This window comes from Actinokineospora sp. NPDC004072, from assembly GCF_053604195.1.
Map to the genome: position 1 here is coordinate 257,287 of NZ_JBSGHB010000005.1, position 20,861 is coordinate 278,147.

Genomic DNA, 20,861 nt, shown 5'->3' on the forward strand with positions numbered 1-20,861 from the left:
GCCGAGCCGCGACCGCGTAACCGCACACCACCGGCCTACTCCGCGAGGTCGCGGTGGCAGCCGGGCAGCATCGAAGATCGAAGCACCTCCCGCGTCAACAGTTCGGGTCGTCGGACGACGTGCTCAGACCGGTCTTCAGGGCGTCGAACTCGTCAGCCGTGAAGACGAGCCGAGGACCGTCGAGGCCAGCCTTGCTGTCCAAGATCGCGACCCAGCCGTCACGCTGCGCAACCATCACGCAGTTGTTGCCGTTCTCGCCGCTGAAGCTGGACTTGCGGAACTCGTGGGGGGCGAAGTCCGGTGGGGTGTTGGCCATCGAGGCGCTCCTTGACTGAAAAGCCGGTGGTGGTGCTTCAGTTGTACTCGTCGGCCACCTGACGCAGGAACTTCCGGGTCGCCTCGAAGCTCAGGGCGGCGCCGGTGAGGCGAGACCAGGCCCTGTCATGGGCAGCCACGGCGGCCTTGTCGTCGAGGTAGCGCAGCTCGCCCTCGTTCTCGGTGTAGGCGAACTCCAGCGGGCCGGCGACTCCCGGCGAAGGGATCCGCAGCAGGACGAAGCGGTTGCCGATCGAGGCGCTCTGCACGCGGGTCTTGAACGGCAGCAGCTGAAGGCGCACGTTAGGCCGCTTCGACATCTCGATCATGTACTCGACCTGCTCGCGCATGACCTCCGGCGGTCCGTACTCCCGGCGGACCGAAGACTCCGAGATGACGAACGCCACTTCGGGTGGGTCGGACTTCTTGTAGATCGCTTGCCGCGCCAGTCGCGCTTGAACGCGAGCGTCCAGGTCCGTGCCAGTGTGAGCGTGCTTGTAGAGCGCGCGGATGAACGCCTCGCACTGCAGCAGGCCCGGAGGCACCTCGCACTCGACGGTGCGGATGAGGTCGCAGTGCTCCTCCAGGTCCACCATCGTGCGGAACTGCTCGCTGTAGTGACTGCGGATGCCGGTCCACTTGCCGCGCTGGTGGTTGTTCCGCCGCAGCTCCAGCAGCACGTCCTTGTGCCACTGTTCAGTCACGCCGAGGCCGTCGAGCAACAGAAGCAGGTCGCCAGGGGTAATGCTGGCCTGCCCTGCTTCCAGAGCGGCGATCTTGCTCTGGCCCTTCTCGATCAGCGCTGCCGCTTCCTCCTGCGACTTGCCTGCGAGCTCGCGCAGATGCTCGATCTCCTTGCCGAGCAGGAGCTTCTTCGCGGTCGGCGTGACCTTGGCCATGCGGTGCCCTTCCCGAGCGGACGGTGAGCTCGTTCCATCCTCGCTGGTCACACAGCGTACTCAAGTAGAACCACCCATCTGGGTGCATATCTAAATTCCGATTATCGGAGTACGGTCGGAAGCTAGTTCCGATAATCTGACTTTAGATGACTGGACACGGTACACCGTCCGTCTGCAGCCACGAAGGAGGGGTCCGCATGCCGCAGTGGCTGATCTACGTGCTCGTAGCGGCGCTGACCCTCGTTGTGGTTCTCGCTGGTCTGGGCTGGCTGGCGTGGGCCACATGCAAGTGGCTCGACGGCCGGCGCGACCGGCGGTGCCAAACCGCACGCGCCAGGGTGTTGGCGCGCATCGCGGCCGGGCACGTCAACGAGCCCCTCGGCGGGGAGGCTGCTTCCCCCGACAGCGGCCTCCCCGCCGAGGTTCCACAGCACCAGCGAGTGCTCCGGCGATCGCCGTCACCTGCCCGCCGACCTCCAGGCGATCTGCCGACTGGCCGCCACGCTCGCGCTTCTCACGCAGCGAATGGAGGTGCTCCTGTTCGATCACGGCGGACTGCATCTGCCAGTCACGGTTCCTGAAGCCTCAAATCGAGTGTTGCGCACCCCGCATGCATCGACCAGCCACAGTCTGATCCTCGGGCTCTAAACACGATAGGTCCCCGGAAAGTCCAGTGGCACGGCCGTAAAGGGACGACCGCGGCCTTGCGTGCGTGGTTCGCGCTGAACACTCCAAAGTGTCCACAAAGGAGATGATCAGCAGTGGCTGTCGCTACGCTTGACGATCTCGATCAGCTCGCTGGCTGTGATCCAAAATTTGGTCCCACGGCACAGCGTTGCGGCCAGTACTACAACGATCACGGTCTTCCGGTCGCACTCGACTTCCCGTCTCGATGCATCTTCCTCAATGTCGGCGGCCTTGTTGGAGCTATCACGACCCCAACGCCGATCGGGACGGATGTATTGCGGCGTCTGAACATCGCGATGTCCGGAGGCCCAGTAGTCGTCGACCCCGGCAGGAAGCGATGGAGCTTCCTTACTGGCTCCCCCAGTTCGATCAACGATGACACGACGCTCGACTTACTACGCCTCGGTGCGACTGTCCACAAAGGTGGAGAACGGTTGGCGCTTCCCACGCCAGAGGAAGAACAACTTGGGCTACGAGAGTGGCAGCGACCACTGGTCGCAGGCCGAGATCTGCCTCAACAGTCGCTCGTCATTGCCATGATCAGGCTCGCAGGCTCTGAAGCCCGGTGACCTGAAGCCCACGCACCTGGCAGGCCGAAGCCACCTCGAATCATTCGCGGATCCGTTGCGCGAGCCTGCTGCCGTCAAGAGGAGCGCAGTCATGGCTGAATGCGGACCGCTGACGATCACCGGCTGGCAAACGCTCGTCGTCGCCGTACTCATCGTCGTGATCACCTTCGTCTACGGCGAGCTCTGCGCACGAGATGCGGCTCGGAGAACCCGCGACGAGTTCTACGTCGAGGACAACGACTCCGCCGATGAGGAATACGGATGGTCGGCCGACGAGGCTGACACGGGACCGATCGAACTCGACGAGAGATCCCAGAGACGCGCACGGCACTCACAAGAGTGAGCGCCTGACTGCCTGCGGCGAGCCATCCATCTCGGACTCGTCCTATTGGGAGTGAGACAACAATGACCGGAGCACCTCACCCGATGCCCGGACTGTGGCTTACCGAGGTACGCGATGCAGCGGTCAACTACGTCCGCCGCGGTTGGCCAGTCCGACCGGCGCCGCTAACATCCGCAGCCGTTTCGGGATTCTGTGACGACGAGATCACTGACGCCGAGGAAGCCCTGGATGTGTGGACCAGGGCACCGTACCCAATACTTCTGGGTTGCGGATCGTTCGTCGAGGCCATTGAGGTTCCCGGCCTGGTGTCGCGGAATGCGATCCACTCTCTCCGTGCCGCTGGCCTGCTTGGACCGATCATCGCCGCTCCATTCGGCACCGACTACATGCTCGCTTCGGCAGGTCAACGACCACCTGTTCTCGAAGATTTTGATCTCGTAGGTCGACAACTCGCACGAGGGGAACGGTTGGTACTGCCGCCGACTGCTGTCGATGAGCCTCTCTACCGATGGCGCATCTCTCCGACGGCCGTTGGTTGGAAGCTCCCGAACATCTTCGCTCTCCAGCGGGAACTGGCTAGGTCATCGCTCCCTCGCCAAAGTGATCCAACCGACCTTGTCCGAAGTGGACCAGCATGAAGTGCCACCAAATCGCCGACCGGCCCAGGCTGGAAGCCTCCCCCGAGCCAGGGCCGCGTCGGCCGTCAGGCCACAGCGTCGAAGACGCACAGTGTCAGGAGGGCATGAAGGCGACATTGATCGCCCGGCCTCCGAAGCGGCTCCGCTCCGGCCTGATTCCCGACTGCGACGCGGCCGGTCCCGCGCCCCGATCTGTCCGGCCGCGTCGCAGTCTCCTCGCCGCGACTCCTTCGTTCAATAAGGACGGCTTGTCGCAGCCGAAACCTGATCGATTATGCCGTGGCCTCCTCAAGTTTCCAGTTCCTCCATGATCGATCGGGGCATCCGAACTTGCTGAAACAAAACGATTTTGGGGTGTCGAGCCTATGAGCAGTCGGGCCAGCAACCCACCTGAACGGACATTCACTCCAGCGGAAATGCCGGTACTCCCTGGCACGAGTCGCCTCGGCCTGTTGATCCTGGCCAGTTCCGAGTGCCCCTTGAGGTGGCAGCCAGGAGTCGCGAGGCATGCGAGCCTTGGCAACGATAGATTGGTACTGCACCTGCCAACTGAGTCACCACTTCTGTTGGCGCAGAACGTACGCCGCACCCACGGAGTGCTCGGCGTTTCGGCGCAGCCTTCCGGCCCTGTCACGGCTGCGGACCGTCTCGCACTGGTCTTTGCGGAGCACCTGAACGTTATGCGTGCGGTGGACAAGAGTCCTTACCCGCTCAGTGGCGCCTTCGTGACAAGCGCGAAGCGAGACGTCCCCGGTTCCCGAGACGCCCTCATCCGGCTGTTTCACTTCGCCTCCGTTCGCAGTCCGGCAGGACTCAGCGACGCGATCGTCTGGGAATGGATCGACCGTCCCAACGCGGAGGCGTGGTTCGGAGCACCGTTGCCGGATCTCGGCGCGCTGGAGCTCCACCTCGCGAAGCTGCTGCACCTGCGCCGCGAGGCGCGGGCAAGTCGTTTTCCCGAAACACCAGATGGCGCAGCCCTGGCTGACGCGCTGAAAGACCGCAGCTTCTCCAGCCGATTCGTACTGGACAACTACTACCTCGTATGTCGGCTGATTGCCCGTCACATCGAAAAGGAGAGCAATCAATGAGTCGCCCGATGAAGACTCTGGCTGCGAACGCGGTCGGTACTGCTTGTGTCGCCACGAAGGGTACGCGGTTTCAACGTCGGGATGCACAATGACTGCGGGCTGCATCGAACGTGCTCAAGCGGGTGACCGGAGCTACAGGAGCTGGGCACGCTCATCCGATCAGGTTGGGGAGAACACCTTTGTGCCAACGGATGCGCCGTCGGCAAGGTCTCTGTCGCGTCGATCGGCGATCGCCCCCGACGACGAGTGGCTGATCAACGCAGTCCGCGACGGAAACGTCGCAGCCTATGGCGAGTTGTACGTACGCCATGTCGGCGCTGCATACAACCTTGCTCGTCAGCTCACCCGTTCGGTCATCGAGGTGGACGACCTGGTGTCGGAGGCGTTCAGCAAGGTTCTTAGTTCCCTGCAAGTTGGCCGAGGCCCAGACTCGGCGTTCCGCGCCTACCTGCTCACGGCCTTGCGTCACACGGCTTACGACAAAACGCGGAAGGACCGGCAGGTTGAGCTGACCGAGGACGTGACGACCGCGGTAAACCCGGTACTCGTAAGCGTGCAGTTCAACGACACCGCGTCGGCTGGCCTTGAGAAGGAGCTTGCGGCGAAGGCGTTTGCTCGGCTGCCTGAACGATGGCAGACGGTCCTTTGGCTAACCGAGATCGAAAGTAGGTCACCAGCAGAGGTAGGTCCGAAACTTGGTCTGACAGCCAATGGTGTGGCCGCGTTGGCTTACCGGGCGCGCGAAGGACTTCGGCAGGCATACCTACAAGAGCATCTCGCAGGCGCAACGGCAACACGTTGCCAGCCTACGGTCGATCGGCTCGGTGCCTGGACTCGGCGCGGACTGCCGGCGCGGGAAGCTCAGCAGGTTCGTGACCACCTTGCTGAGTGCGGTTCATGCCGCACGCTTTCGTTGGAACTTGCCGAGATCAACACGTGCTTCCGAGGCCGTGCAGCTGGAAAACGGTCTTGCACCCAGGTTCGTAAGAGCCCTCGCAAACAGGAACGCGGACGGTGGCCGTCGGCGGCGCTCGCTGAGCGCGACGTCACCGTCGTGAAGCTGGCGAGCTAGCCGTCTTGAGCATCAAAGTTGTTAGGTACCAACGGAACCCCAGTATGTCTTCGCGGGCACCGCGGCTGACCGCCGCCGAGAAGCAGACGATTATCGACCTGTACCTGACCAAGGTCGACGGCCGATGGCCAACGAATACGGCCATCGCTCGTCAAATCAACCGCTCTCGCACGGCTGTGGAAAACACCATCGAGAAGGCCGGCGTGGCACGACGCAAGAAGCGCCGACTGACCACAGGAGAGAAGAAGCGCATTATCGCGCTGTACCAGACATGGACTGGCACGCGCTGGACCTCGACCCTAGAGATCAGCAAGATCGTGGGGCGACCGCCCAGCACCATCAATCGCGTAGTCACCGAGGCCGGCATCACGCGCACCATCAGTGAGGCACTGAGCGCGCACGTGCCTGGCGCACTACGGCAACAGATCATCCACCTCTACACCGCGACGGGCTGGTCCTATCCCAAGGTTGCCGAGCACCTGAAGATCGGTTCGCGCGTGGTTTACGACGTGCTCGACGCTGCTGATGCCATTGTGCGACAAGGTCCCAACAGGATGGCCAAGGTTCGCATCAAGGAGGCCAGGCGCCTCGTCGCTCTTTATCAACAGGGCCTCTCCGCGCGGGAGGTCGCCGAGCGCACAGGCCGCACGCGCGGAGTCGTCGAGAGCCTCGTACGTGATGCAGGGGTTCAGCGGACCCGCTCCGAGGCCGCACGGATGGCGTCGCGACGACGCGCCGCGCGGATCAAGCTCGCGGCCATGGCGATGCGGCCGGTGGCCAGGCGGTGGATCACCGGAACGACCGTTGAGGACTTGTCCAAGGAGCAGGACGTACCGGTGGACCTGATGTGGGAGGCGCTGTCGCGCACGCTGACGTCAGCGGACTTCCGCCGGAGGCGGGCTGTCACGGGTGAAGCGAGCAACCTGGCTTCTCTGGTCGGCAATGGCCGCGAGAGTGAGTGTGGCCTGACGTGTCCCTACGCGTGTGTCGCGGTATGCGCCCGAACCTTGGGGCGTCGGGACCAACCCTCCGCACCGAATGGGAGGACCAGCCTCGTGGACGTTAAGTCGTCGGCTGGATGAGGATCGCAGCAAGCGCACCAACGACGAGGAACGGCCCGAGGGAGACCTCGTTGCTCGGTTCCACCCGCCGGACGGTACGCAGCACAACCAATGCTATGGCCGCACCGAGCCAGCCGAGCAGTGTTCCTGCCAGCAGGGCCGCCCAACCACTCCAGCCCAGCGCGAGGCCCAGCATGCCCCCAAGTCGGAGATCTCCGCCGCCGAGCTGGCCGGGGCGAAGGAAGTAGAGCGCTCCGTAGAACCCGAGGAGCGCGAGCATGCCGGCCGCTGAGCGGATGAGCGGGTACGGGTCGTGGTCGAGCAGGGCGGCCACGCCGAAGAGTGCGACGAGGATGAATCCGCTGGGCCAGATGAGCTTGGTGGGTAGCGTGCGGGAGTTCCAGTCCATCGCAGCCAGCAGGACGCCAGCAGCGGCGAGCCAGGAGTAGGCGAACAGGTCGGGGACGGCGCCGATGCGCCAGGCCAGTGCCGAGAACAGAACCGCGGTGACTGCTTCGAGCAGCACCGGTGGCGCCAGTCGCTCGCACCCCGCTGGCAGAAGCGAGCTTCGCTGGAGGGCGATACGCAGGACGCTGGCGACGGCGAGTCCGACAAGGCCCCAGCCGGCGATGCTGAGCGCGGTCACCGAGACGCTCGCGCCGTTTGCCTGCTCGCGGGTGTAACAGAGCTCGCCAACGCTGTACCCCCTGTAGCCCCCTGGTTACGGCCTTCCGGTGTAGTGAACCTACTACTCAGCGCCATTTGGACACGCCGTCATTAACCCATTTGGGTGAACTTTGACCCGTTTTCGCTGTTCCGACACTTGTGTCCCTTCATAGGGACATTGCGGTCTCCTAGGGGGCGCCAGGTAGACGTGAGGTGTACCACAGTAGATCGAAAGGAATTTTCGCAGATCCGAGGGGGTGCACGTGGTCGGGGGCAACGTACACGGCCGCAACGGCCGGCGCAGGGTAGGACTGGCTCTTGTTGGACTCGTTGCGCTGACGTTGGCGGCCTGTAGTTCGAATCCGTCTTCGACGCCTGGGGGCACGACTGGGGCGGCAACGCCGCCACCAACGACCAGCGCTCCGCCGTCGTCGGTCTCTCCGGCGGACACCGCGCGTCAGCAGGCGACGGCTGCCTACACGGGCATGTGGCGGCAGATGGCCAAGGCCGGCGAGACCGCCGACTGGCAGTCGGCCGAACTCGCGAAGTATGCGACCGGCGACGCGCTCGGGGTGATCAACCGCAGCCTGTACACGGACCACCTCAATGGTGTGGTGACGAAGGGCGAGCCGAAGACGAACCCCCAGGTGTCCAAGGTGGAACCACCGGACAACCCCACCACGGTCATGATCTCGGACTGCGGAGACGACAGCGGCTGGCTCAAGTACAAGAACGGCCAGTTGGTCAACGACACACCGGGCGGGCGACGCTCGATCACCGCGGAAGTCAAGAAGCAGCAGGACGGCACGTGGAGGGTCACCCGCTTCGCAGTAGAGGCGGTGGGCTCGTGTTGAAACGTTTAGGAGTCGTTGCCGGCCTGTCTGCGGCCGTGCTCATTGCGACCGCAGTACCCGCGTTCGCGGACGGCGGCTGGGGATTCACCGACTGCAGCCAGTACCCCAACCCTGGTTGCGAACTCGGCGCAGGCAAGAACCCCCGGCCCGGAACCGGTAACCAGGGCAACGGAAACGGCAAGCCCAGCAACCCCGGACAGAACAACCCCGGCACGGGGCAGGCCAACGCCAACGGCGACACGATCATCGGCGGCAACAACAACCTGGCCCAGTGCGGCTACGAACGCAGCGACTACCAGGGCCCGCCACCGGGAGGCGCGCAGCCGGCGGCCTTCCACGTGCCGCCCAAGTCCGGTGCGGTCACCGCGGTGCCTGCGGTCTACCGGCCGCAGCGGGAGCCGGCCACCGCGCAGTTCGCGGTCACGCAGCCGCGGTTCGCGCAGGCCCAGCCGCCGTCGGGTGCTTGGTACGTCTACAAGTGCACTGGGCCCGGCTTCGCGGATGCGCTGTACCGGCCGCCGGTGTGGATCGCGGACGGTCAGCCGGGTCCGGTGCCACTGCCGTCGCCTGCCGAGCTCGCGGCGCAGGCGCGGAACCAGTTGCGGCTGCCCGCTCCGAAGATCAAGGCGAATCCGGCTGGCGATCAGCTGGTCAGCCTGCCGACCTGGTTGTGGCTGGACCGCAGCAGCTGGGGCGACGTTTCGGCCACCGCGTCGGTGCCGGGCGTGTCGGTGACCGCGGTCGCGAGGCCGACCTCGGTGACCTGGTCCATGGGTGACGGTGGCTCGGTGACCTGCACCAGCCCCGGCTCGCCCTTCCCCGCCGGTGGCGACCCGAAGAGCGCCTCGCCGGATTGCGGCTACACCTACAAGACGTCCTCGGCCGGGCAGCGCGCCGACGCCTTCCCGGTGACCGCCACGGTGAACTGGACCGTGACGTGGTCCGGCGCGGGCCAAGGCGGCACGTTCCCGAACATGACGACCTCGGCGTCGGTGGCGTTCCGCGTGGCGGAGAGCCAGGGAATCGCGACCGGCTGAACCGAAGCCTCCCGCCTCACGAGGGCGGGCGTGCACAACGAAACGCCCTGTTGAGCAAGGCACGTCGAACACCCGAGTCGACGCGTCGCGATGGCGTCATGCCTGAAGGAGGTCGGTGGTGACCACTACCGCAGGTTCGACCAGCACGGACACGACGGCGCAGAAGCAGGCGTCGCCGAACGCGTGGGCCGGCCGTGACGGCAAGACTCCTTCGCGCTTGAGCGGCAGCGGTCGGCGCCGCAGCGTGCCCTACCTGTTGCTCGGCGTCCTGCTTGTTCTGGTGTGTGCGGCCGGCGGTGTGTTCGCCGGAATGCAGCTGGGAGAAAGGGACAGCGTTCTCGCGCTGGCCCGTCCCGTTGCCGTAGGCCAGATCCTCACCGCGCAGGATCTTAAGCAGATCAGCATGGCGGCGGACACCGGCATGGACGTCATGCCCGCATCAGCTGCGTCCACGGTGGTGGGACAGCCAGTCGCGTTCAGCCTGCCCGCCGGCTCGCTCGTGACCCGGTCTGTCCTCGGAGCACCGCAGATTCCCGCGCAGGGCAAGGCAATTGCCGCTGTGGGGCTCAAGCCGGGACAGTTCCCGCCCGACCTGTCGCCCGGTACCACCGTCGCGGTCCTCACCACGCCAGGACAGGGCACGGCAACAGGAACCTCGACCGGGTCCGGGCAGACATCGTCGTGGACCGCGGTAGTGACCGGTATCGCCACGCGTGAGACCGAGCAAACCACCGTCGTGTCACTGCAACTGTCCGAATCGGACGCGCGGGCACTTGCTTCAGCCCCGGCGGGGCAACTCAGCCTGGTCGCGATCGCGGGAGGAGGCCGCTGATGCTCATCGCCGTCTGCTCACTCAAAGGATCGCCCGGCGTGACCACCCTGGCGACCGCGCTCGGCGCCCGCTGGCCGGGCCAGGAGAACCCGATCGTGGTCGAAGTCGACCCTGCCGGCGGTGACCTGATGGCCCGCTTCCGGCTGACCGACTCACCGAGCCTGGTGAGCTTGGCCGCGGCAGCGCGAGGCCGCGGCGGCGCCGACCCGACGCTGCTCGCCCAGCACACCCAACTTCTCCCCGGTGGCCTGCGGGTGGTGCTCGGTCCGGTCGGCGCCGAACAAGCTCGCGCCGCCCTGGCGGTGCTGGCCTCGGGGCCGTCCTCGCCGCTGCGGCGGGCCGCCGACCAGCCGGAGACCACGGTCATCGCCGACTGCGGCCGGGTCGATCCCGACTCGCCTGCGTTCCCGATCATCCGGAGCGCGGACGCGATGCTGCTGGTCGCCCGCCCGCATGACGACGAGCTCGCGCACGTCGCGCTCAAACTGCAGGCCGCCCAGCAGTGGTCGCGCCGCCCGTGCTTCGTCCTGGTCGGCGACGGCTACCCGACCGCGGAGGTCTCCCAGGCACTGCGTATCCCGGTGATGGGTCGCGTGCCGCGGGACGACAAGGGTGCCGCCGTGCTGTGCGGCCAGGGCACCGGTCGGCGTGGGCCCGACAAGTCCGCGCTCGGCCGCGCTGCCGCCAAGATCGCGCTGAACATTCACGCGCACTGGCACGCGCCGGCTGGGAGCAACGGCGCTCGTGCACCGCACCTGCGGGTGGCCGTTCCGGGCGAGCCGGTCTCGGGGGCGGCCCTGCAACCGCTCGGGCCGCAGACCCGTAACGGAGCGACGTCATGACCCGGCCCGGCCTCGGCGACTCGCGCCTGACCACCTCGAACAACGGCACTGGCCCGAACCAGATCGCTGCCCAGCCCCTGCCTGGACCGGCGGAGCTGCCTCACCGGCCCGCGGGTGAGGCAGCCGCGGTGGAGCGGTTGCGGCAGCACCTGCGCGACGAGTTGTCCACTCAGCTCAGCAGGCGCATCCGGGCTGACGAGACCGCTGGCCGCCCGCCGATGGACGCCCAGCAACGCCGCCGGTTGGCCGAGGCGATCCTGACCGACGCGGCCGAGGCGCACGCGCAGGCTGAACTTCGCAACTCCGCCACCGGCGGGATGCTGGTGGCGCCCGAGGTCGAGCAGCGGCTGATCCGCCAGGTCCTCGACGAGGTCTTCGGCCTGGCCGGCCTGGAACCGCTGCTGGCCGACACCGACATCGAGAACATCAACATCAACGGCGACCGCGTCTTCGTCAAGTACGCCGACGGCCGCCGCAACCGTTTGCCACCGGTCGTCGGCTCGGACACCGAGCTGATTGACCTCATCCGCGACCTGGCCACCCGCTCCGGGGTGGAAGAGCGCCGCTTCGACCGCGGCAGTCCGATCGTGAACTTCCAGCTGCCTGGTGGTGAGCGCGTCTCGGCGGTCATGGCGGTCACCACGCGGCCGTCGGTGTCGATCCGCCGGCACCGGTTCGCCAAGGTCACCCTGGCCGAGCTGCGCGAGAACGGCACCATCGACCTCGCCCTGGAGAGCTTCCTGAAAGCCCTCGTGCGGGCCAAGCGCAACATCCTGGTCACCGGCGGCACGGCGATCGGCAAGACCACCCTGCTGCGCGGCCTGGCCTCGGCCATCCCGCCGTGGGAGCGACTGATCACGATCGAGGACGTCTTCGAGCTCGGCCTCGGCGAGGACACCGACGCGCACCCGGACGTGGTGGCGCTGCAGGCCCGCGAACCGAACATCGAGGGCCAGGGCGAGATCTCTCTGTCGGACCTGGTGTGGCAGTCGCTGCGCATGTCGCCGGACCGGGTCATCGTCGGCGAGGTCCGCGGCCCGGAGGTCATCCCGCTGACCAACGCGATGTCCATGGGCAACGACGGCAGTATGGGCACCCTCCACTCCTCCAGCAGCCAGGGCGCGTTCACCAAGCTGGCTGCCTACGCCGTGCAGGGCCCCGAGCGGTTGCCGATGGAAGCGACCAACCTGCTGGTCGCCGCGGCGCTGCACTTCGTGGTGCACCTGGAAAAGCCCCGAGACGATCCCAGCAAGCGGGTCGTGTCCTCCATCCGGGAAGTCGTCGGTGCCGACGGCGCCCAGATCATCAGCAACGAGGTCTGGCGCCCCGGCCCGGACCTACGCGCCGTGCCCGGCGCGCCGCTGCGCACCGACACCGTCGACCTGCTCGTCGAGGCGGGCTACGACCCGGACCTGTTCGAGCGGCGCGAAGGGTGGTGGACGCCATGACCACGACCGCCGCCCTGTTCGGCCTGCTCGGCGCCGGTGCGGCCGTCGGAGTCCTGCTCATCGTCGCCGGACTCCGCGGCCGGCCCGCCCGCGCGGCGACGCCGTCGCGGCTGAGCGCCTGGCTGGCCGCCCGGCACGACCGCAAGCGGGTCGGGTGGCTCGTGGTGGCCGTGCTCGCCGGCCTGGCCGTCGGCGCGATCACCGGCTGGGTGGTCGCCGCCATCCTGACCGTCCTCGCGGTCGTCGGCCTGCCGCGGATCCTCGGCTCGAACGTCGACCACAAGCGCCACCTCGAACGTATCGAGGCGATCGCCGGCTGGACGGAGATGCTGCGCGACACCCTCGTGGCCGCGGCCGGTCTGGAACAGGCCATCCTCGCCACCGCCCCGGCCTGCCCCGACGCGATCCGCGAGGAGATCACCGAGCTGGCCGTCCGACTGGAACGCGGCGAACGCCTCGCGCCCTCGCTGCGCCACCTCGCCGACCAGCTGCGCGACCCCACCGCGGACCTGGTCATCTCCGCGCTCGTGCTGGCCGCCGAGCACCAAGCCCGCCAGCTCGCCGACCTGCTCGGCGAACTGGCCAGCGAGGCACGCGAGCAGGCATCCATGCGGATGCGGGTCGAAGCCGGCCGCGCCCGCACCCGGACCAGCGTGCGCGTCATCGTGATCACCACGCTGTCCTTCGCCCTCGGGCTGGTGCTGCTCAACCGCGGCTACCTCGCCCCGTATGACTCCGCGTTCGGGCAAATCATGCTGCTGCTCGTCGGCGCATTGTTTGCTGTTGCTTTTGCTTGGCTGGCAAGGATTGCGCGGCTGCGGGAGCCGGAGCGCTTCCTCACGGAACTGGCCACGATCCGGCCCCACGACGCCGACGTGGACGTCGATGACCTACTCACCGGGAAGGGAGCGTCGTCATGATCAGCGCGTTGCTGTGGGGCGCCGGACTCGGCGTCGGATTGTGGGCGCTGGTGGTCTACGTGTTCCCGCCACGGCCGCCGCTGCGAGCGCTGGTCGACCGGCTGCACGCGACCCCCGCGCCACCGCCGATCCTCACCGCGGACTCCGACGGCTGGGCCCTGCGCGTTGGCCGACCGTTCATCAAACCGTTGGCCGCACTCGGGTTGCCCAACCGCAAGCTACGCAACGACCTCGCGGTCACCGGCAAGAGCATCGAACACCACCTGGCCGAGAAGGCCACGTTGGCTCTGACCGGGCTGCTGCTGCCGATCCTGATGCACCTCCTGCTCGTCGTGGCCGATGTCGGTCTCGGCTGGGAAGTCCCCGCGGTCGCCAGCCTCCTCTTCGCGCTCGGCGGGTTCCTGCTCCCGGACATCAGCGTCCGGCAGGAAGCCGAGCGGCGACGCTCCACCTTCCGGCACGCGCTGTCGGCCTATCTGAACCTGATCCGGGTGCTACTGGCCGGCGGCGCCGGAGTCGACGGCGCGCTGTCGGATGCGGTGAACATCGGCAAGGGCTGGGCCTTCCAACAGCTGCGCCGCGCGCTGGTCACCGCCAAGCTGACCCGCACCACCCCGTGGTCGACCCTCGGTCAGCTCGGCACCGAACTCGATGTGCACCAGCTGTCCGAGCTGGCCGCGTCGGTCAGCCTCGCCGGCACCGAAGGCGCCCGCGTCCGCGCCAGTCTCGCGGCCAAGGCCGCGGCGCTGCGCACGCGCGAGCTCACCGACGCCGAGGGCGAAGCCCAGGCAGCCACCGAACGGATGAGCCTTCCCGTGGTGATGCTGTTCGGCGGGTTCCTGATTTTCATCGGGTTCCCAGCCCTCGCGAGCGTGTTGGGAGGTCTCTGAGTTCCACAAGAACTGTCCATACCGGACCCCGAACCACAGGGGAGAAGCTGATGTTCACCGAAGTTCAGATCCTCATCGCCCGTATCCGGGTCGAGCTGGAGCGGCTGCGCCGCGACGAGGGCGGTTACTCGACCGAAGCGGTCGTGGTCACTGCCCTGCTGGCGGCGCTGGCCATCGCGGTCATCGCGATCATCGTCATCAAGGTCACTCAGAAAGCCAACGGGATCAACCTGTAGGCCGGTGACCAGGATGCCTCGATACCACAGCCGATCCCGCACGCCGAACACGCGCGAGCGTCCACACCGGACACGCATGCAGGCGGCGCTGCGCCGGCTGCGAACGGATCAACGTGGCGCCGGCACGGTCGAACTCGTCATCGCCACGCCGCTGCTGTTGCTGCTGATCCTGCTGATCGCCCAGTTCGCGCTCTACATGCACGCCACCCACATCGCTCAAGCCGCAGCGTCCGAAGCACTGTCCGCGGCACGGGTGTACGGCGGCACCTCCGCCGCGGGCAACACCGAGGGACAGCGAATCCTCACGCAACTGGGAAGTGGTCCACTGCAAGGAACATCGGTCAACGTCCAGCGAGGGCCGACCCAGGCATCCGTGACGGTCACCGGGACCGTGATCAACGTGATCCCGTTCGCGACCTTCACGGTTCACGCCGAAGCCGTTGGGCCCGTTGAGAAATTCACCCCACCGACCGGCACTGGGGCGGTGTCGCCATGACCGCGGCCCGCCGGTTCCCCACGTTCGCACCCTCGGCGTGCGCACGAATTCGCGCGCTGCGCCGTGACGAACGAGGCTCCGCCGCAGCCGAGCTCACTCTACTGACCCCGCTGCTTATCCTGCTGCTGTTGTTCGTGGTGTTCTGCGGCCGACTGGCCGACACCAAACTGCGGATCAACGACGTCGCCCACCAAGCTGCCCGTGCCGCCACCATTGCCCGGACCCCCTCGCAGGCCACTGCCAACGCCCAAGCCACCGCCAGCGCAGCCCTGGCGTCCGCCGGGATCACCTGCCAATCGCTGTCGGTGTCCACTGACACCCAGGCACTCAAGCCGGGCTCCACGGTGACCGTCACCGTGTCCTGCAGCGTCGGCCTCGGGGATCTGACCTCGCTGGGTGTGCCCGGCAGTCGGACGTTCGAGTCCAGCTTCTCCTCCCCAGTTGACGTGTGGCGCGGCACGTCAGCACCTGGCCAGGCAGGAGGTGCCGAATGACGTACACCGCATCGCTGCGCCGCCGAACGCGCCGGCTGCGCAAGGACCAAGACGGTCGGGTGACTGCGTTCGTCGTCATCATCACGCTCGCCGCGCTGCTGTTCGCCGGGCTCGTGCTCGACGGCGGACTCGCGCTGGCCGCCAAGGTCCGCGCGATGGGCGAGGCACAGGAAGCCGCGCGGGCCGGCGCCCAGGAAATCGACCTGACCGCCTACCGCGCCGACGGCACCCTGCGCCTGGTCCCCCAACAAGCCAGCGCCGCAGCCCGCAGCTACCTCGCCGCCGCAGGCCACACCGGCACCGTCTCGGTGGCCGGCAACACCGTGAACGTGACCGTCAGCATCAACCAACCCACCCAGCTGCTCGGACTGGTCAGCATCGGCTCAATCACAGTCACCGCAACAGGGCAAGCCCAACCACAGCGCGGAATCTCCGGAGTACTCCCATGACCACCTCCACACGCTCGTACCCAATTCAGTGCCACAACGGGGAAGGAGACCACGATGGCGACGACTGAAGAGATCGAACGCCGCGTCGAGGAAGCCGACGCGGCCCGCAGCGCGAAGAGGGCCGCTGCGGCCAAGCGCGTCGGCGAGCTCGCACAGCTGCGGGCAGAAGTGGCCGAGAAACTCAGCGACATCGAGCGAGAGCTTGGGGACGTCCTCGCTGAGTCCAGCGACGTCATCGGCGTCGACGAGCTGGCCAAGTTCACCGACGTACCGGCCGCGGACCTCACCCAGTGGCTCAACGGCCGGAAGACGACTCGCCCCAAGCGGAAGCGGTCCACCACCAGCACCTCTACCACGAAAAACGATGCGAGCCAGGCGCCGGCCACAGCGAAGACCCCGCCGGCCAGTCCGACGTCCGCGTCACCCGAGCTCGCCGAGCCTCGCAACGGCGCGGCGGACACGTCCATCCGGATTCCGGCGTCGGTGACGTGACACCGCCACTCCGGCTCGTTCAGCGTCCGCCGCTGTCTCGGGTGGCGACCGCGGAGTCGTAAACCTGTACGTCCAAGGAATCGAGCACGTCGTGACCGCACACTCGCACTTCTCCCACCGGAAGCCGATACGGCAGAGCACAGGCCAGCCCGGCTGGTGGGCGCTGGCCGCCACGCTCCGGTTCGTGCGCGGTCTGCTCGCGGTCGTCGTCCTGCTCGCCCTCGTGGCGGGTCTGCCCTGGGCCCTGGTGCACTTCGTGGGTTGGCCCCTGCCCGACCACGTGCCGACCTGGGACGAGATCCAGGCGACGCTGCTCAACCCGATGAGCGCGCAGTTCCTCCTCAACACCTTGGCGGTGCTGTGCTGGATCGTCTGGTTCTTCTTCGCGCTCGACGTCCTGCGCTGCACCATCGACGCGGCGCGCGGGATCACCTGGCCGCACGTCCGCCCACCCGGCCCGCTGCACGGGCTCGCCGCGGCCCTGATCGGCACCATCGTGCTGACCCTGCTCGGCAACCGGACCCCGTACACGGCTCCCACCCCGACCACCGCAGCCCTGACCGCCGATCTCACGCCGGTCGCGGTCGTCGCACCGTTGACGCCCGGCCCGGCCACGCCGGCCGCGGCTCAGCAGGCGACCATCGTCCCGGCGACCACCTTGGTGATCGATCGGACAGCGCCCGCCCCGCCGGGCATGGTCCAGGTGACCGAAGAAGTCCGGCTCCCGCACGACGGGATCTACGACAGCCTGTGGCGCGTCGCCGAACGCATCTACGGCCCCGGCGGCGGCAGCCGCTGGCCAGAGCTGTTCCAGCTCAACCGCGGCGTCGAGCAGCCCGACGGCCGCGCGCTGACCGAGCCCAACCTCGTACGGCCCGGCTGGAAGATCACCGCCTACATCCCCGCCCCAGCCGAAGAGCATCCTCCCGGCGATCAGCAGCCGCCGGTGCCGCCCCAGCAACCACCACCGACGAGCACCGCGCCGACCACGCCACCCTCGACACAGCCCGCACCGGACACCACTCCGGCGCCGGCCACGACGGACCAGGTTGGCGAGCACCGCGAAGACCAGGCCGAACCGGGACTGGACCTGCTGACGGGCGTGTTCGTCAGCCTCGGCCTCGCCGGAGCCATCACCGCGGCCACGGTGTCAGCCAGGATGTGGCGTCGACGCCGCTATCGCATCGGCAGCGGCGACCGCGCCGACCTGCAGCGGCCGATCGCGCCCGTGGTCCGCGCTCTGCGGGCCGCGTACGACCAGGAAGAAGACAGTGACCGCAGGCCGGTTGAGGACGTGGAGTTCGTGGACCTCTCGCCGGCCCCACAGCGGATCCACATCACCGCGGCCGGGGCCCTGGAACCCGACGACGAACCAGTCCCCGTACCGACGAGAGTGGGCGTGCGGGGCGGTCGCGAACTCGCCTTGAACCTCGCCAGCACCCGCGGCCTCGGCCTCGCCGGACCCGGCGCCACCGCCGCCGCCCGCGCTCTGCTGCTGCACCTGCTCACCGAACAGCAGCCCGGCGACGGCATCCGCGTGCTCGTACCCGCCGACGACCTGCACCTCGTCTTCGACGGCGCCGACGTCGAAAACCTGCCGTCCACCGTCCACGTCGTCACCACGCTCGACGCCGCCCTCGACGAGATGGAAGCAGCCCTGCTCACCCGAACACGCCACGCCATCGAGGAGACCGAATCCCAACCCACGCCGGCCTCGCTCGTGCTGCTCGCCAGTCCCGCACCGCACGCCGAACGGCGCCTGCAAGCCGTCCTCGACAACGGCTCGACCCTCGGCCTGGCCGGCGTGCTCCTCGGCCAGTGGCGCCCCGGCGCGACCGTGCGCGTTCGCCACGACGGCACCGTCAGCGCGACCAGCCCCGGCCTCGGCGACGCCCTCGCCGACACACGCCTGTTCAGCCTGCCCACCACCGACGCCACCGAGCTGCTTGCCGTGCTCCGGGACGCCGAAGGCCCCACCGACCTGGCCACACCCGACCACGCCACTAGCCGCCTCACCGGCGAAGACCTCGCACCGACCGCGGACGATCACGACGTTGAACCCACGCCACCCGTCCCCGAGCAGCGCTCTGTCGACGAGATGACCCAGCTCGAATCCACCCGCCCGCCGGAACAGGAAGACAACCAGCAGACCCCACCGACCCCGAGCCTGCAGCTGCTGGACGTCCAGCCCATCCCCGTGGACGTCCCGCCGAAAGGCCCGGCCTCAGCCACCCCGGACGACGACACCGACGACCGCCGCACGGCCGCCGAGGACGTCAAGCCAGCCGCCGACCAAGCACCGGCCGCCGAGGAGCCCCGGAAACCGAACAACGGTGACGAGGCAGCGCCGCAGCGCCCGCTGGTCGTGCGCGTGCTGGGACGCCTGCACCTGGCCCTGCGCGGCGACGAGGGACACCACGAGCTCAGCGGCGCGCTGACACCGAAGCAGCGGGAACTGCTCGTCTACCTCGCGCTGCACCCCCACGGCGTCCGCCGCGAAGTTCTCAACGAGGCCGTCTGGCCCGACAGCCGGCCACCGCGGCCGTACAACTCTTTCCACAACACCCTGTCCATGTTGCGCCGCGCGCTCACCGACGCCACCGACGGCAGGATCAACCTCGTCCTCAACGACGACGGCCGCTACCAGCTCAACGACGAACTCGTCGTCGTCGACTACTGGCAACTCCAGCACGCCCTGCAGGCGCCCCGCCCACCCGACGCCGAGGCCCAGGCCCAGCTGCACGACGCCATCGAGCTCTACCACGGCGACCTCGCAGAGGACCTGCTCGTGCCCTGGATCGAACCGTTCCGCGAGGCCACCCGACGCGACGTCCTGGACGCGCTCGGCGCCTTGATCCGCGCACACGGCGACAGCGACCCAGAAACAATGCTCATGCTGCTGGAGCGCACCCGGAAGCTCGACCGCTACAACGAGGGCGTCTACCGCGACATCATCCGCACCCAGGCCCGCCTCGACCAGTACGCCGCCATCCCGCGCACTCTCGCGCTGCTGGCCACCACACTGGACGAGATCGGCCAACGCCCCAGCCCCGACACGCTCAACCTCGCCGACTTCCTCCAGCGTCGAGGCAGCACCCGGCGGTCGGTCTCCACCGACAACGCCGCGGCCAGCTGAACGGCTTCCGCCAGTGCAGCGATGTCTCAGTCTGGCTGTTCGTCGTCGTCCTGCGGCTGTTCGCCGTCGTCCGGTGCCTTCTGCAGCTGCTCGATCAGATTAAGATTCTCTTCCGCCCAGTCGATCAGAGGCCGCGCCCGGACCAGCAGATCCGCGGCGGCGGGCGTCAGCGAGTACACAACCGACCGCGGAAACGTCCGTTCCTCGACCCGGTCCACCAGGCCGGCGGTCTCCATACGCCGCAAGGTGCGGCCCAACGCCCGGCTCTGAATCCTGCGCACCGTCCCGGTCCACGGATCGAACGTCGTCATATCTTGAATAACGGTATGAAGTTCGCTGTAATGAAGTGGACCATCACTCAACGCCACGAGAATGTGGGTGATCCATTCCCCGTTCAGCACGTGGCGGAGATCCCGCGACCGCGCTAGGTACCTAGCGTCCCCCGTTACCATGTACACCCCCCATACTGGTTCGTGACGGCCCGCCTACACCCCACCCCTGCGGCACAGGCGAGCCCTGGAATTCAAATATGAGAATCGCCTCCCTTCTGGCCAGAAGGCGTATAATCGTCTCCGCCATCGGCCGCCTCGGTTGATCAGTGTCAAGGTTGTCAACGCTACGTCAAACGGGGTACCCGGTGCAGGGTATTTCTACTTAGGACGAACCGGCGTCACCACATCGAGTGACCAACTAGTAGATCAACAGCACGATCAGTGATCACTTCGTAGTGTCCTGGTCACCTACCGGACGACGGTCCGATTCAACTGCCTTCTAGAGCGGTAGCCCCCCGAGTCCGCGAACGGCCTGGTCACCGGCCCCGCAGGGGCTACCGATGTGACGCCCGACTCGGTGGCCGGCAGGCACATGAACAGTCGATTTGGGTGGGTGGTCACCTTTCGCTACTCGTGACCCCGTGGTCACCCTGACTGCGTTGCTCACCATCCATCCGTACCCCACTTGCCGCCGTCTGATCGTCATGCATTGCCCACCTCTCGCTGCTCCGTTCATCACAGTGGCGGCATCCAGCCGTGCAGTCGCCGCCGATCAACTGGGCTCGAATTGAGCGCTTGTAGCAATTTGCATCCGATTGTCGCTCGCACTTGACAATCACAATTTCGACCATGTTAACACTCAACCTTTTGTTTGAGTTCTCTCGGATTGAATCGCATGAGCCGAAAACTGGATTAAACGCGCTCGCGATTCACCATTTCTCGGCATTTCGCCATTCGTAAACCCAGAAAAGCAAGAGATGAGCTGTCCGCTCCGCTGGGCTCCGCCGTGCCGGCCGCCGGTCGCGTCCGCTGGGCTCCGCCGTGCCGGCCGCCGGTCGCGTCCGCTGGGCTCCGCCGTGCCGGCCGCCGGTCGCGTCCGCTGGGCTCCGCCGTGCCGGCCGG

The 20,861-nt window shown here is 67.4% G+C and carries 22 protein-coding genes; 18 read left to right on the forward strand and 4 right to left on the reverse strand.

The window, feature by feature from the left end:
- Positions 1-94 precede the first annotated feature (94 nt).
- Together ACWEPX_RS10160 and ACWEPX_RS10165 are read right to left on the reverse strand one after the other, a co-directional pair.
- Positions 95-316 (reverse strand): DUF397 domain-containing protein, encoded by a 222-nt coding sequence (locus ACWEPX_RS10160; RefSeq protein ID WP_451896774.1) that lies wholly within the window; start codon positions 314-316, stop codon positions 95-97.
- A gap of 37 nt (positions 317-353) precedes the next feature.
- Positions 354-1,214, reverse strand: a complete 861-nt coding sequence (locus ACWEPX_RS10165; protein WP_451896775.1) for a helix-turn-helix domain-containing protein — start codon at positions 1,212-1,214, stop codon at positions 354-356.
- A 1,347-nt stretch (positions 1,215-2,561) separates the two neighbouring features.
- On the opposite strand from ACWEPX_RS10165, the gene ACWEPX_RS10170 reads away from it, so the two are divergent.
- The 5 genes from ACWEPX_RS10170 (at position 2,562) to ACWEPX_RS10190 (ending at position 6,696) form a co-directional block, all read left to right on the forward strand.
- Positions 2,562-2,813 (forward strand): hypothetical protein, encoded by a 252-nt coding sequence (locus ACWEPX_RS10170; RefSeq protein ID WP_451896776.1) that lies wholly within the window; start codon positions 2,562-2,564, stop codon positions 2,811-2,813.
- 83 nt (positions 2,814-2,896) lie between these two features.
- Positions 2,897-3,451, forward strand: a complete 555-nt coding sequence (locus ACWEPX_RS10175; RefSeq protein ID WP_451896890.1) for a bifunctional DNA primase/polymerase — start codon at positions 2,897-2,899, stop codon at positions 3,449-3,451.
- A gap of 566 nt (positions 3,452-4,017) precedes the next feature.
- Complete coding sequence (locus ACWEPX_RS10180; RefSeq protein WP_451896777.1) at positions 4,018-4,542, forward strand: hypothetical protein; 525 nt, start codon at positions 4,018-4,020, stop codon at positions 4,540-4,542.
- Between the two features lie 88 nt (positions 4,543-4,630).
- On the forward strand, positions 4,631-5,614 hold the full coding sequence (locus ACWEPX_RS10185) for a sigma-70 family RNA polymerase sigma factor (RefSeq protein WP_451896778.1): 984 nt from the start codon (positions 4,631-4,633) through the stop codon (positions 5,612-5,614).
- A gap of 44 nt (positions 5,615-5,658) precedes the next feature.
- Positions 5,659-6,696, forward strand: a complete 1,038-nt coding sequence (locus ACWEPX_RS10190) for a helix-turn-helix domain-containing protein (protein WP_451896779.1) — start codon at positions 5,659-5,661, stop codon at positions 6,694-6,696.
- Here the strand turns inward: ACWEPX_RS10190 and ACWEPX_RS10195 are convergent.
- Positions 6,677-7,321 carry a prepilin peptidase gene (locus ACWEPX_RS10195; RefSeq protein WP_451896780.1) on the reverse strand — a complete coding sequence of 215 codons (645 nt, stop codon included), beginning with the start codon at positions 7,319-7,321 and terminating at the stop codon, positions 6,677-6,679. The two genes, ACWEPX_RS10190 and ACWEPX_RS10195, sit on opposite strands and share 20 nt — an antisense overlap.
- A 517-nt stretch (positions 7,322-7,838) precedes the next feature.
- Here ACWEPX_RS10195 and ACWEPX_RS10200 point away from each other — a divergent pair.
- From ACWEPX_RS10200 to ACWEPX_RS10260, 13 genes are all read left to right on the forward strand, one after another.
- The gene (locus ACWEPX_RS10200) at positions 7,839-8,195 is read left to right on the forward strand and encodes a hypothetical protein (RefSeq protein WP_451896781.1); all 357 of its coding nucleotides are present in this window, start codon (positions 7,839-7,841) and stop codon (positions 8,193-8,195) included.
- Positions 8,189-9,232 carry a hypothetical protein gene (locus ACWEPX_RS10205; protein WP_451896782.1) on the forward strand — a complete coding sequence of 348 codons (1,044 nt, stop codon included), beginning with the start codon at positions 8,189-8,191 and terminating at the stop codon, positions 9,230-9,232. Before ACWEPX_RS10200 ends, ACWEPX_RS10205 begins: the two co-directional genes overlap by 7 nt.
- Positions 9,233-9,350: 118 nt before the next feature.
- Complete coding sequence (locus ACWEPX_RS10210) at positions 9,351-10,064, forward strand: SAF domain-containing protein (protein WP_451896783.1); 714 nt, start codon at positions 9,351-9,353, stop codon at positions 10,062-10,064.
- Positions 10,064-10,906: a chromosome partitioning protein gene (locus ACWEPX_RS10215; RefSeq protein WP_451896784.1), complete on the forward strand. Its 843-nt coding sequence runs from the start codon at positions 10,064-10,066 to the stop codon at positions 10,904-10,906. The genes ACWEPX_RS10210 and ACWEPX_RS10215 overlap by 1 nt, the downstream gene beginning before the upstream one ends.
- On the forward strand, positions 10,903-12,354 hold the full coding sequence (locus tag ACWEPX_RS10220; protein ID WP_451896785.1) for a CpaF family protein: 1,452 nt from the start codon (positions 10,903-10,905) through the stop codon (positions 12,352-12,354). Before ACWEPX_RS10215 ends, ACWEPX_RS10220 begins: the two co-directional genes overlap by 4 nt.
- Complete coding sequence (locus tag ACWEPX_RS10225) at positions 12,351-13,274, forward strand: type II secretion system F family protein (protein WP_451896786.1); 924 nt, start codon at positions 12,351-12,353, stop codon at positions 13,272-13,274. The genes ACWEPX_RS10220 and ACWEPX_RS10225 overlap by 4 nt, the downstream gene beginning before the upstream one ends.
- The gene (locus ACWEPX_RS10230; RefSeq protein WP_354709439.1) at positions 13,271-14,164 is read left to right on the forward strand and encodes a type II secretion system F family protein; all 894 of its coding nucleotides are present in this window, start codon (positions 13,271-13,273) and stop codon (positions 14,162-14,164) included. The genes ACWEPX_RS10225 and ACWEPX_RS10230 overlap by 4 nt, the downstream gene beginning before the upstream one ends.
- 50 nt (positions 14,165-14,214) lie before the next feature.
- On the forward strand, positions 14,215-14,400 hold the full coding sequence (locus tag ACWEPX_RS10235; protein WP_451896787.1) for a hypothetical protein: 186 nt from the start codon (positions 14,215-14,217) through the stop codon (positions 14,398-14,400).
- Positions 14,401-14,476: 76 nt separating this feature from the next.
- On the forward strand, positions 14,477-14,896 hold the full coding sequence (locus tag ACWEPX_RS10240) for a TadE/TadG family type IV pilus assembly protein (protein ID WP_451896788.1): 420 nt from the start codon (positions 14,477-14,479) through the stop codon (positions 14,894-14,896).
- Positions 14,893-15,390 (forward strand): TadE/TadG family type IV pilus assembly protein, encoded by a 498-nt coding sequence (locus ACWEPX_RS10245; RefSeq protein ID WP_451896789.1) that lies wholly within the window; start codon positions 14,893-14,895, stop codon positions 15,388-15,390. Before ACWEPX_RS10240 ends, ACWEPX_RS10245 begins: the two co-directional genes overlap by 4 nt.
- Positions 15,387-15,839: a pilus assembly protein TadG-related protein gene (locus ACWEPX_RS10250; protein ID WP_451896790.1), complete on the forward strand. Its 453-nt coding sequence runs from the start codon at positions 15,387-15,389 to the stop codon at positions 15,837-15,839. Before ACWEPX_RS10245 ends, ACWEPX_RS10250 begins: the two co-directional genes overlap by 4 nt.
- A gap of 54 nt (positions 15,840-15,893) precedes the next feature.
- Complete coding sequence (locus ACWEPX_RS10255; RefSeq protein WP_451896791.1) at positions 15,894-16,331, forward strand: hypothetical protein; 438 nt, start codon at positions 15,894-15,896, stop codon at positions 16,329-16,331.
- A gap of 91 nt (positions 16,332-16,422) precedes the next feature.
- Positions 16,423-19,467 carry a BTAD domain-containing putative transcriptional regulator gene (locus ACWEPX_RS10260; RefSeq protein ID WP_451896792.1) on the forward strand — a complete coding sequence of 1,015 codons (3,045 nt, stop codon included), beginning with the start codon at positions 16,423-16,425 and terminating at the stop codon, positions 19,465-19,467.
- A gap of 26 nt (positions 19,468-19,493) precedes the next feature.
- Here the strand turns inward: ACWEPX_RS10260 and ACWEPX_RS10265 are convergent, their stop codons facing one another.
- Positions 19,494-19,868, reverse strand: a complete 375-nt coding sequence (locus tag ACWEPX_RS10265) for a winged helix-turn-helix transcriptional regulator (protein ID WP_451896793.1) — start codon at positions 19,866-19,868, stop codon at positions 19,494-19,496.
- Between the last annotated feature and the right edge of the window lie 993 nt (positions 19,869-20,861).